8 protein-coding genes are annotated in these 12,023 nt (G+C 62.4%); 2 read left to right on the forward strand and 6 right to left on the reverse strand.

Annotation, left to right across the window (positions count from 1 at the left end; translation table 11 throughout):
• Positions 1-79: 79 nt before the first annotated feature.
• From topA to DCO48_RS22190, 5 genes are all read right to left on the reverse strand, one after another.
• Positions 80-2,692, reverse strand: a complete 2,613-nt coding sequence (gene topA, locus DCO48_RS22170) for a type I DNA topoisomerase (protein ID WP_116552749.1) — start codon at positions 2,690-2,692, stop codon at positions 80-82.
• A 100-nt stretch (positions 2,693-2,792) separates the two neighbouring features.
• On the reverse strand, positions 2,793-3,044 hold the full coding sequence (locus tag DCO48_RS22175) for a DUF1653 domain-containing protein (protein ID WP_116552750.1): 252 nt from the start codon (positions 3,042-3,044) through the stop codon (positions 2,793-2,795).
• Positions 3,045-3,123: 79 nt separating this feature from the next.
• Positions 3,124-4,299, reverse strand: a complete 1,176-nt coding sequence (gene fadA / locus DCO48_RS22180; RefSeq protein ID WP_116552751.1) for an acetyl-CoA C-acyltransferase FadA — start codon at positions 4,297-4,299, stop codon at positions 3,124-3,126.
• 31 nt (positions 4,300-4,330) lie between these two features.
• The gene (gene fadB, locus DCO48_RS22185; protein ID WP_116552752.1) at positions 4,331-6,478 is read right to left on the reverse strand and encodes a fatty acid oxidation complex subunit alpha FadB; all 2,148 of its coding nucleotides are present in this window, start codon (positions 6,476-6,478) and stop codon (positions 4,331-4,333) included.
• 419 nt (positions 6,479-6,897) lie between these two features.
• Positions 6,898-7,335, reverse strand: coding sequence for a hypothetical protein (locus DCO48_RS22190; RefSeq protein ID WP_116552753.1), 438 nt, complete (start codon positions 7,333-7,335; stop codon positions 6,898-6,900).
• A gap of 110 nt (positions 7,336-7,445) precedes the next feature.
• Between DCO48_RS22190 and DCO48_RS22195 the strand changes: the two genes are divergently transcribed.
• Positions 7,446-7,889, forward strand: coding sequence for a universal stress protein (locus DCO48_RS22195; RefSeq protein ID WP_116552754.1), 444 nt, complete (start codon positions 7,446-7,448; stop codon positions 7,887-7,889).
• A gap of 39 nt (positions 7,890-7,928) precedes the next feature.
• Here the strand turns inward: DCO48_RS22195 and DCO48_RS22200 are convergent, their stop codons facing one another.
• Positions 7,929-9,848 (reverse strand): ATP-binding cassette domain-containing protein, encoded by a 1,920-nt coding sequence (locus tag DCO48_RS22200; protein WP_116552755.1) that lies wholly within the window; start codon positions 9,846-9,848, stop codon positions 7,929-7,931.
• Between the two features lie 204 nt (positions 9,849-10,052).
• Here DCO48_RS22200 and DCO48_RS22205 point away from each other — a divergent pair, with 204 nt between their 5' ends.
• A complete protein-coding gene (locus DCO48_RS22205) occupies positions 10,053-11,981 on the forward strand; it encodes a transglycosylase SLT domain-containing protein (protein WP_116552756.1) in 1,929 nt (642 codons plus the stop codon).
• The last annotated feature ends 42 nt before the right edge of the window (positions 11,982-12,023 follow it).

Here is a 12,023-nt window from a genome sequence, read left to right on the forward strand (position 1 = left end):
GAGCCCGCTCCCACAGGGACTGCCATGCACAGTTCCATGTGGGAGCGGGCTCGTCCCGCGATTGACTGCTACGCCGATCTCAGCGCTTGTCTTCGACCTTCCACGCCTTGCCGTCATAGAACGCACGCCAGCCAGTCGGCTTGCCGTCCACTTCGGTCTGCACGTATTGCTCCTTGGTCTTGCGGCTGTAACGGATCACTGCCGGGCGACCTTCCGGATCCTTCTTCGGCGCGTCGCAGAGGAAGTGATATTTCGGATCGATCTCGTCCTTGTGCGGGATGATCTCTAGCACCAACGGCGCCCGGGTCTCACGGTTTTTCGGGAACTGGCTAGCGGCCAGGAACAAGCCCGAAGCGCCGTCACGCAGCACATAGGTGTCGTTGACCTTCTCGCACTTGAGCTCCGGCATCTTCACCGCGTCCATCTTCGGCGGTGCTGCCTCGCCGCTCTTGAGCAGCTTGCGGGTGTTCTTGCACTCTGCATTGGTGCAACCGAAGAACTTGCCGAAACGGCCGGTCTTGAGCTGCATCTCGCTGCCACACTTGTCGCACTCCAGGCTCGGACCTTCATAGCCCTTGATCCGGTAGTTGCCCTCTTCGATCTCGTAGCCCGTGCAATCGGGGTTGTTACCGCAGATATGCAGCTTGCGCTTCTCGTCGAGCAGGTAGGCATCCATCGCCGTGGAGCAGATCGCGCAACGGTGCTTGCTGCGCAGGATCTGCGATTCCGACTCGCCTTCATCGTCGGCCGCGATCTCGTCGCCTGGCACCAGGTTGACGGTGGCCTTGCAGCGCTCCTTGGGTGGCAGGCTGTAGCCCGAGCAACCGAGGAACACACCGGTGGAAGCGGTACGGATCATCATCGGCCGGCCACATTCCTTGCACGGAATATTGGTCAGCGTCGGCTGGTTGGCGCGCATGCCGTTCTCGGCCGCCTCGGCCACTTTCAGCTTGTTGCTGAAGTCGCCGTAGAACTCGTCGAGCACGTTTTTCCAGTCGCGCTCGCCCTGAGCCACGTCGTCGAGGTTCTCTTCCATCCCGGCAGTGAAGCCGTAGTCCATCAGGTTGGAGAAGCTCTCGGAGAGGCGTTCGGTAACGATGTCGCCCATCTTCTCGGAGTAGAAGCGGCGGTTATGCAGGGTGACGTAGCCGCGGTCCTGAATGGTGGAAATGATCGCCGCGTAGGTCGACGGACGACCGATACCGCGCTTTTCCATTTCCTTGACCAGGCTGGCTTCCGAGTAGCGCGCCGGCGGCTTGGTGAAATGCTGGCTCGGGTCGAGCTGGATCAGCTTGAGCACTTCGCCCTGGTTCATTTCCGGCAGCACGTCGTCGTCGCCCGGCTTGCTTTGCTGTGGCAACACGCGGGTGTAACCGTCGAACTTGAGGATACGGCCCTTGGCGCGCAGCTCGAAGCTGCCCGCGGTAACGCTGACGGTGGTCGACAGGTACTGCGCCGGCGGCATCTGGCAGGCCAGGAACTGGCGCCAGATCAGCTCGTAAAGGCGCTCGGCGTCACGCTCCATGCCGCTCAACTTGGTCGGATGGGTATTCACGTCGGACGGACGAATCGCTTCGTGCGCCTCCTGTGCGCCTTCCTTGCTGCCGTAGACAATCGGCGACTCCGGCAGGTACTGCTTGCCGAATTCGGTTTCGATGTAGCTGCGGGCCATTTCCACCGCATCGACCGAGAGGTTGGTCGAGTCGGTACGCATGTAGGTGATGTAGCCGGCTTCGTACAGACGCTGGGCCATCATCATGGTCTTCTTCACGCCAAAGCCCAGGCGGTTGCTCGCCGCCTGCTGCAGCGTCGAGGTAATGAACGGCGCCGACGGCTTGCTGCTGGTCGGGCGGTCTTCACGCTTGGCCACGGTGTAACTGGAGGCCTTGAGCTTCTCCAGCGCCGCCATGGCCTGAGCTTCGTTCAGCGGCTTGAACGACTCGCCGTTCTCGCGGGCCACTTCGAAACGCACCTTGGTGTCCTTGGCGGTGCCGAGGTCGGCGTGCACTTCCCAGTATTCTTCGGGGATGAAGGCGCGGATCTCGCGCTCACGCTCAACCACCAGCTTCACCGCTACCGATTGCACCCGACCGGCCGACAGGCCGCGGGCGATTTTCGCCCAGAGCAGCGGCGAGACCATGTAGCCCACCACGCGGTCGAGGAAGCGCCGTGCCTGCTGCGCGTTGACCCGGTCGATATCGAGCTCGCCCGGCTTGGAGAAGGCCTCCTGGATGGCCTTTTTGGTGATTTCGTTGAACACCACGCGCTTGTAGCGGCTGTCGTCGCCACCGATGGCTTCGCGCAGGTGCCAGGCAATGGCTTCCCCCTCGCGATCCAAGTCGGTTGCGAGATAGATGGTGTCGGCATCCTTGGCCAGACGGCGCAGTTCCTCGATGACCTTTTCCTTGCCCGGAAGGATCTCGTACTTGGCCTTCCAGCCGTGCTCCGGGTCGACCCCCATGCGCGCAACCAGTTGCTTGCGCGCCTTTTCCTTGGGTGACAGCGCTGGCGCCTCGCCAGCAGCCGCCTTGCCGCGCTTGGCAGCAGGCTCCTTGCTGGCGCTGGCCGAACCGCTGGTGGGCAGGTCTCGGATATGGCCGATACTCGACTTCACCACGTACTGGTTGCCCAGGTACTTGTTGATGGTCTTGGCCTTAGCCGGGGATTCCACAATGACCAGCGATTTGCCCATGGATCGGAAAATTCCTGAATACTGAAAATAAAAACACGGCAGGTACCTGACGCGGCACCGCTATATATAGTGGCAACAGAGTGAGGTCAAGCGCGAGGCTTCAGCCACCCTCGGCATCGGGCCGGGAAAACAGCTCGGTTTCAGCCTTGACCAAAGCAAAGCGCGGCAGTTGCTCGCCGTCAACCTCGACCGACTCCATGAACATCGAAAGTGGCCGCACCCAGAGACCGAATTCGCCATACAGGGCCTGGTAAAAGACCACCCACTCTTCGGTCTCGGAATGCCGTGCAACGCCGAACACACGATACTCAGGCCCCTTGTAATGCCGGTATACGCCTGGTTGTATCTGCATGTTGCCTGTCCTCTTGAAAAAAAATCCTGCAAAAAGCAAAACCGGGGCACAAAGGCCCCGGTTTCCGTCAACGCCGCGCTTAAACGCGTTCGAAGACGGTGGTGATGCCCTGGCCGAGGCCGACGCACATGGTCGACAGGCCGAAGGTACCGCCGTTCTGCTTCATCACGTTGAGCAGCGTGCCGGAAATCCGCGCACCGGAGCAACCGAATGGGTGACCCAGAGCAATCGCGCCGCCGTGCAGGTTAACCTTCTCATTCATCTTGTCGAGCACTTTCAGATCCTTCAGCACGGGCAGGGCCTGTGCGGCGAAGGCTTCGTTGAGCTCGATGAAGTCGATATCCGCCATGGTCAGGCCAGCACGCTTGAGGGCTTTCTGGGTCGCCGGCACCGGGCCGTAGCCCATGATTGCCGGGTCGACGCCAGCGACGGCCATCGAGCGCAAGACCGCCAGCGGCTGGATGCCGAGGTCCTGGGCGCGCTGTGCCGACATCACGATCATGCACGAAGCACCATCGGTGATCTGCGACGAAGTGCCTGCAGTTACGGTGCCGCCTTTCGGGTTGAAGGCCGGCTTCAACGCCGCCAGGCTTTCCAGGGTGGTGTCGGGACGAATGGTTTCATCGTAGTCGAAGACCTTGAGGAAGCCGTTCTCGTCATAGCCCTGCATCGGGATGATCTCGTCCTTGAACTTGCCTTCGACCGTCGCCTTGTGGGCGAGCTGGTGCGAACGCACGCCAAAGGCGTCCTGCTGCTCGCGGCTGATGCCGTGCATCTTGCCGAGCATTTCTGCGGTCAGGCCCATCATGCCCGAGGCTTTTGCCGCGTACAGCGACATGTGCGGGTTCGGGTCGACACCGTGCATCATGCTCACGTGGCCCATGTGCTCGACGCCGCCGACGACGAACACGTCACCGTTGCCGGTCATGATCGCTTGTGCGGCGGTGTGCAGGGCGCTCATCGACGAGCCACACAGACGACTGACGGTCTGGCCGGCAGCGGTGTGCGGGATCTGGGTCATCAGCGAGGCCATGCGGGCGATGTTCCAGCCCTGCTCCAGGGTCTGGTTGACGCAGCCCCAGATCACGTCCTCGACTTCCGCCGGGTCGATCTTGCTGTTGCGTTCCAGCACCTTGCTGATCAGGTGCGCCGACATGTCTTCGGCGCGGGTATTGCGGTGCATGCCACCCTTGGAGCGGCCCATCGGCGTGCGACCGAAGTCGACAATCACCACGTCTCTTGGATTCAGGCTCATAAATTCACTCTCGCTCTATATCGTTGGGCGCTTAACCGAAGAAGCTCTGACCGTTCTTGGCCATCTCACGCAGCTTCGCGGTGGGGTGATACAGCGGCCCCAGATCGGCGTACTTGTCGGCCAGGGCAACGAATTCGGCAACCCCGATCGAGTCGATGTAGCGCAGCGCGCCACCACGGAACGGAGGGAAACCAATGCCGTAGACCAGACCCATGTCGGCTTCGGCGGCGGTTTCAACGATGCCGTCTTCCAGGCAACGAACGGTTTCCAGGCACAGCGGCACCATCATCCAGTTGATGATGTCTTCGTCGGACACTTCACGCTGCTCGTAAACCACTGGCTTGAGCACGTCGAGGACAGCGGCATCGGCCACTTTCTTCGGCTTGCCGCGCTTGTCGGTTTCGTAGGCGTAGAAGCCCTTGCCGTTTTTCTGGCCCAGACGGTTGGCTTCGTAGAGCGCATCGACGGCCGAGCGACGGTCGTCCTTCATGCGATCCGGGAAGCCTTCGGCCATGACGTCACGGCCGTGGTGGCCGGTGTCGATACCGACCACGTCCATCAAGTAGGCCGGGCCCATCGGCCAGCCGAATTTTTCCATGATCTTGTCGATGCGGACGAAGTCGACACCGGCGCTGACCAGCTTGGCGAAGCCACCGAAGTACGGGAACAGGACGCGGTTGACCAGGAAGCCCGGGCAGTCGTTGACCACGATCGGGTTCTTGCCCATTTTCTTGGCGTAGGCAACGGTGGTGGCCACGGCCACTTCGCTGGACTTCTCGCCACGGATCACTTCCACCAGCGGCATCATGTGCACCGGGTTGAAGAAGTGCATGCCGACGAAGTTTTCCGGACGCTTGAGCGCCTTGGCCAGCAGATTGATGGAGATGGTCGAGGTGTTCGAGGCCAGGATCGCATCGTCCTTGACCTGACCTTCCACTTCCGCCAGCACCGCTTGCTTGACCTTCGGGTTCTCGACCACGGCTTCAACGACGATATCGACGTTGGCGAAGTCGCCGTAGGACAGGGTTGGACGAATCGCGTTCAGCGCTTCGGCCATCTTCGCCGGGGTCAGGCGGCCTTTTTCGACGCGCTTGCCGAGCAGCTTGGAGGCTTCGTTGAGCCCCAGCTGAATGGCTTCCTCGCGGATATCCTTCATCAGGATCGGGGTGCCCTTGACCGCGGACTGGTAGGCGATGCCGCCACCCATGATGCCGGCGCCGAGGACGGCAGCCTGCTTCACGTCGTGAGCGATTTCGTCGTGGGCCTTGGCTTTGCGCTTGAGCTCCTGATCGTTCAGGAACAGGCCGATCAGGCTCTCGGCAACCGAAGTCTTGGCCAGTTTGGCGAAGCCGGCGGCCTCGACTTCCAAGGCCTTGTCACGACCGAAGTTGGCGGCTTTCTGGATGCTCTTGATCGCTTCGACCGGGGCCGGGTAGTTCGGGCCGGCCTGGCCAGCCACGAAACCTTTGGCGGTTTCGAAGGCCATCATCTGCTCGATGGCGTTGAGCTTGAGCTTGTCCAGCTTCGGCTGGCGCTTGGCCTTGTAATCGAACTCGCCGCTGATGGCGCGCTTGATCAGGTCGAGGGCGGCTTCGCCGAGCTTTTCCGGGGCAACCACGGCATCGACGGCGCCGACTTTCAGCGCGTCTTCGGCACGGTTTTCCTTACCGGAGGCAATCCACTCGATGGCGTTGTCGGCACCGACGATACGCGGCAGGCGCACGGTACCGCCGAAGCCTGGGTAGATGCCCAGCTTGACTTCCGGCAGGCCGATCTTGGCGCTGCTGGCCATGACGCGGTAGTCCGCCGCCAGGCACATTTCCAGACCGCCCCCGAGGGCGATGCCATTGATCGCGACCACGGTCGGAACGGCCAGGTCTTCGAAGTCGCTGAAGATCCGGTTGGCTTCCAGGTTGCCAGCGACCAGGTCGGCCTCGGGCAGCTTGAAGTTATCGACAAACTCGGTGATATCCGCGCCGACGATGAACACGTCCTTGCCACTGCTGACAATGACGCCCTTGATCGAAGCATCGGCTTTGATGGTGTCTACGGCCTGACGCAATTCGTTCAGGGTAAGACGGTTGAACTTGTTGACGGACTCACCCTTGAGGTCGAACTTCAGTTCGACGATGCCGCTTTCAAGAGCCTTAACCGTGATGGCTTTACCTTCGTAAATCATCAACTGATCTCCACGATATGGAAGCTGAACTGTACACGCCAATCGCTGGCTTCAAGCCAGGCACACCCGTTGGCGCGATAGTCGGGATTCTGTAAGAGCTTTCTGGTAATACAAACGCTCAATTCATACGCCCGTTTGATTTGGGTGTGCACACATTCACCGAAAAGACTGCCGATGTCAAATACACAAAAGCATGGTGAAAACGCGACTTTGCGGTCATTTTGCGCTGACAGGGGCGAAACCGAAGTGACAGTGATCGGCCATCATTCATGTAAGCAATGGACCTAGGTGTAGCGCAGTGGCGGGCGGGGGATCAACGCGGGAAGTGTAAAACGGGCTACGCTGGGGGGAGAGGGAAATTACACCGGCCTGCCTGGCCTGCAAAGCATCGCGGGACGAGCCCGCGATGCTTTCAACCCTCAGGCCAAGGTCCTGAGCAACTGAGCAATATCCTGCAACACAGACGCCTCGCCCTTCTCGCCCCAGTACAGAGCGATCATCTGCGGGCCGGCCTCGACCTTGTAGACGCTCTCGGGCATCCGCGCGAACTGCTCCAGCAGGCGCGCATCCGCACACGGCTCGCGCCACTGGTTCAGCCACACACCGGGGGTTGCCTGCCAGTAACTCCAGTGGTCACGCCGACCCTGGCGCCGCGCCCGGTGATATTCCGCGCAGCGGTGCGGCGGCGGCTCCGGCAGCCAGTGTGGCCAGTCCTGCTGCACCAGACGCATGTTCAAGCCCATGCGCCGGGCCTCCATGCGCAAGGCCATGCGCCCGTTGGTACGGCGCGACGGCACCAGCCACGCCAGCGGGCTGAGAATCAGCGCAAGGATTGACACTACTACCCAGACCGTCATATCTGTTATTCCTATCAAGTCTTTGCAATTGAGCTGGTTAGCCGCGATTCGATGCGATCAGCCTGAAACCGACCATACTTTACCTATCGCGATTGTCAGGAGAACCTCTCATGCCCTATGAACACATCCTGGTTGCTGTCGACCTGACCGAAGAATGCGACCCGGTCATCAAGCGTGCCCGGGCCCTCGCCGCACCCACCAACGCCAAGGTCTCCCTGGTGCACATCGTCGAACCCATGGCCATGGCCTTCGGCGGCGACGTGCCGATGGACCTCTCGCAGCTGCAACAGCAACAGTTCGACCAGGCCAAAGAGCGCATGGAACGGCTGTACAACAAGTACCCGGACATCAACCGCGGCGATTCGCACCTGACCTACGGCCAGCCACGCCAGGAGATCCACCAGTTGGCCAAGGAGCAGAAGTGCGACCTGATCGTGGTCGGCAGCCACGGCCGTCACGGCCTGGCCCTGCTGCTCGGCTCCACCGCCAACGACGTACTGCACGGCGCACCGTGCGATGTACTGGCGGTCCGCCTGCAGAAGAAAGAGAAATAAGTCACGGCCCGGTGCATCGCGCACCGGGCCGCTCCACCCTTAGCTGTCGAGTTCGGCCCAGCGCTCGACCAGCACGTCCAGCTCGGCCTGCAGGCTTTCCAGGCTGGCCAGCACCGCCGAGGTTTGCTCGATCGGGCGCTGGTAGAAGCCAGCATCGGAAATTTCCGCCTGCACCGCTGCCATCTTCTGCTCCAACGCATCGATTTGCCCCGGCAGGGCTTCCAGCTCGCGCTGCAGCTTGTAACTGAGCTTCTTCTTCGCGTCCGGCGCAGCCGCAACCGGCGCCGCTGCCGGTGCCACGGCTTCGACCACGGCCGAGTTGAGCTCGGATTTGCCCGACTTGCTCTCGGTCACGCCCAGCAGCTTCGGCGAGCCGCCCTGACGAATCCAGTCCTGATAACCACCGACGTACTCGCGCACCTTGCCCTCGCCTTCGAAGACCAGGGTGCTGGTGACCACGTTGTCGAGGAAGGCCCGGTCGTGGCTGACCATGAGCACGGTGCCCTTGAACGCCGACAGCACTTCTTCGAGCAGTTCGAGGGTCTCGACGTCGAGGTCGTTGGTCGGTTCGTCGAGCACCAGCAGGTTGGCCGGCTTGCTGAACAGCTTGGCCAGCAGCAACCGCGCGCGCTCGCCCCCGGACAGCGCCTTGACCGGCGTGCGCGCACGCTGCGGGCTGAACAGGAAGTCACCGAGGTAACTCAGCACGTGGCGGCTCTGCCCATCGATATCGATGAAGTCGCGGCCCTCGGCGAGGTTGTCGATCACGGTTTTTTCCAGGTCCAGCTGATGGCGCAGCTGGTCGAAGTAGGCCACTTCCAGCTTGGTGCCGGACTCGACCTTGCCGCTGGTAGGCTCCAGACCACCCAGCATCAGCTTGAGCAGGGTCGTCTTGCCGGTACCGTTGGCGCCGAGCAGACCGATACGGTCTTCGCGCTGCAGCACCATGGAGAAATCCTTCACCAGGGTCGGGCCGCCCGGATGGGCGAAGCTGACGTTCTCCAGCAGCATCACCTGCTTGCCGGACTTCTCCGCAACGTCCAGCTGGATGTTGGCCTTGCCCTGGCGCTCGCGGCGCTCGCCACGTTCTACGCGCAGCGCTTTCAGCGCACGGACGCGGCCTTCGTTACGGGTCCGGCGGGCCTTGATGCCCTGACGGATCCAGACTTCTTCCTGGGCCAGGCGCTTGTCGAACAGCGCGTTGGCGGTTTCCTCGGCCGCCAGCATGGCTTCCTTGTGCACCAGGAAGCTGGCGTAGTCGCCGTTCCAGTCGATCAGGCCGCCACGGTCCAGCTCGAGGATACGCGTGGCCAGGTTCTGCAGGAACGAGCGGTCGTGGGTGATGAACAGTACGGCACCGCCGAAACCGCTCAGGGCATCTTCAAGCCAGGCGATGGCGCCGATGTCCAGGTGGTTGGTCGGTTCGTCGAGCAGCAGCAGGTCGGGCTCGGAGACCAGCGCCTGGGCCAGCAGCACGCGGCGGCGCCAGCCACCGGACAGCTCGGCCAGGGTCTTGTCGGCGGGCAGCTGCAGGCGACTCAGGGTGCTGTCGACCAGCTGTTGCAGGCGCCAGCCATCGCGGGCTTCGAGGTCATGCTGAACGTGCATGAGCTTGTCGAGGTCGGCGTCGCTGTGAATGTTCTGGCTCAGGTGATGGTATTCGGCGAGCAGTGCGCCCACACCGTCCAGGCCTTCGGCGACCACATCGAACACGGTCCGCCCGTCGGCCACCGGCAGTTCCTGCGGCAATTCGCCGATCTTCAGCCCGGGCGCGCGCCATACGTCGCCTTCGTCGGGCTTCTGATCGCCCTTGACCAGGCGCAGCATGCTCGACTTGCCCGTGCCGTTGCGGCCAATGATGCAGACCCGCTCACCACGGGCGATCTGCCAGGACACCTTGTCCAGCAACGGCATGGCGCCGAACGCAAGGGACACATCGCTTAATTTGAGCAGGGTCATGATCTTCTCCAAAAACCGGGCGCGCATTCTACCTGAGTTGGGCCGGCTTCACATTACGCATGGCCACGGGTCGCCCGCGCGGCCTACTTACGTCTGGATACAAGCACAATGCTTTCATCCGCCCCCGGCAAACGGCTAAGCTTAAGCCGGAAACCCATCAGTGCTGGCGACGCCGACACTCGTTTTGGTCAACTGTCCGGAAGTATCATGCGCCGCCTGTTCAGCTTCGTATCCTGCCTGCTCCTCTCTGCCTCTGCGGTCAGCACCGTGCAGGCTGCCGACATCACCCAGCAACGTCAGTATTACGACGAAGCCAAACGCGCGCTGGCCAAGGGCGACAGCGGTCCGTACCGACGTTACGAACAGGCCCTGCGCGATTATCCGCTGGAGCCGTACCTGGCGTACGACGAACTGACCGCCCGCCTGAAAAGCGCGAGCAACCAGGAGATCGAGCGCTTCCTCGCCGAACACGGCGACCTGCCCCAGGCCAACTGGATGAAACTGCGCTGGTTGCGCTGGCTGGCCGAACGCGGCGAGTGGTCGACCTTCGTCAAGTACTACGACCCGAAACTGAATTTCACCGAGCTGGACTGCCTCAACGGCCAGTACCAGTTGAGCCACAACCTCAAGGCCGAAGGCTACGCCACCACCGAGAAGCTCTGGCTGGTCGGCAAATCGCAGCCGGCAGCCTGTGACGCCCTGTTCGACCAGTGGGCGGCCCAGGGCCAGCTCACCGAGCAGAAGCGCTGGGCCCGCGCCAAACTGGCCGCGCAGGCACGCAACTATCCGCTGGCCAACAGCCTGGTTAAAACCCTGACTACCCTCAACAACCAGGGCCGCCTGCTGGTGGATGTGGCGCAGAAGCCGGAATTGCTGAACCAGCCAGGGCGTTTTACCCCGGTCGACGAAGCCATGTCCGACGTGGTCAGCCTCGGCCTGCGCCGCCTGGCCCGGCAAGACCCGGAGCGGGCCATGGCATTGCTCGACGACTACGCCAGCCGCATGCACTTCTCCCGCGACGAAAAAGTCGCCATCGCCCGCGAAATCGGCCTGACCCTGGCGCGTCGCTACGACCCTCGGGCGCTGGAGCTGATGACCAAATACGACCCGGAACTGCGCGACAACACCGTCACCGAATGGCGCCTGCGCCTGCTGTTGCGCCTGGGCCGCTGGGAGGACGCCTACGAGCTGACCCGGCGCCTGCCGCAGGACCTGGCCAGCAGCAACCGCTGGCGTTACTGGCAGGCGCGCAGCCTGGAGCTGGCCCAGCCGAAGAACCCACAGATTCCGCTGCTGTACAAAACCGTTGCGCGTGAGCGCGACTTCTACGGTTTCCTCGCTGCCGACCGGGCACAGACACCCTACCAGCTGAACAACAAGCCGCTGGTGCTGAGCCAGGCGCTGATCAACAAGGTGCGCAACACCCCGGGGGTACGCCGGGCGCTGGAATTCCATGCACGCGGGCAGATCGTCGACGGCCGCCGCGAGTGGTACCACGTGAGCCGGCATTTCAGCCGCGACGAGATGGTCGCTCAGGCGCGCCTGGCCTATGAACTGCGCTGGTACTTCCCGGCGATCCGCACAATCAGCCAGGCGCAGTACTGGGACGACCTGGACATCCGCTTCCCGATGGCCCACCGCGACACCCTGGTGCGCGAGGCCAAGGCCCGCGGCCTGCATTCGAGCTGGGTGTTCGCAATTACCCGTCAGGAAAGCGCCTTCATGGACGACGCCCGCTCCAGCGTGGGCGCCAGCGGGCTGATGCAACTGATGCCGGCCACGGCGAAAGAAACCGCGCGCAAGTTCAGCATTCCGCTGGCGTCGCCGGCGCAGGTGTTCAACCCGGACAAGAACATTCAACTGGGGGCGGCGTACCTGAGCCAGGTACACAGCCAGTTCAATGGCAACCGGGTGCTGGCCTCGGCGGCCTACAACGCCGGCCCAGGGCGGGTACGGCAATGGTTGCGCGGTGCGGACCACCTGAGCTTCGACGTATGGGTCGAGTCGATCCCGTTCGACGAAACCCGTCAGTACGTACAGAACGTGCTGTCGTATGCGGTGATCTATGGGCAGAAGCTCAATTCGCCACAGCCGCTGGTGGACTGGCACGAGCGGTATTTCGACGATCAGTGAGCTGATCTGAGACTGCTATCGCGGGACGAGCCCGCTCCCACA

The sequence above is a fragment of the Pseudomonas sp. SDI genome, assembly GCF_003105155.1.
In the GTDB taxonomy this organism is placed as follows: domain Bacteria; phylum Pseudomonadota; class Gammaproteobacteria; order Pseudomonadales; family Pseudomonadaceae; genus Aquipseudomonas.

What these genes read in the sequence shown, in the direction of transcription:
- topA (WP_116552749.1), bottom strand. Translation starts at nt 2,692, where the DNA reads ATGGGCAAATCGCTGGTCATTGTGGAATCCCCGGCTAAGGCCAAGACC.
- DCO48_RS22175 (WP_116552750.1), bottom strand. Translation starts at nt 3,044, where the DNA reads ATGCAGATACAACCAGGCGTATACCGGCATTACAAGGGGCCTGAGTAT.
- fadA (WP_116552751.1), bottom strand. Translation starts at nt 4,299, where the DNA reads ATGAGCCTGAATCCAAGAGACGTGGTGATTGTCGACTTCGGTCGCACG.
- fadB (WP_116552752.1), bottom strand. Translation starts at nt 6,478, where the DNA reads ATGATTTACGAAGGTAAAGCCATCACGGTTAAGGCTCTTGAAAGCGGC.
- DCO48_RS22190 (WP_116552753.1), bottom strand. Translation starts at nt 7,335, where the DNA reads ATGACGGTCTGGGTAGTAGTGTCAATCCTTGCGCTGATTCTCAGCCCG.
- DCO48_RS22195 (WP_116552754.1), top strand. Translation starts at nt 7,446, where the DNA reads ATGCCCTATGAACACATCCTGGTTGCTGTCGACCTGACCGAAGAATGC.
- DCO48_RS22200 (WP_116552755.1), bottom strand. Translation starts at nt 9,848, where the DNA reads ATGACCCTGCTCAAATTAAGCGATGTGTCCCTTGCGTTCGGCGCCATG.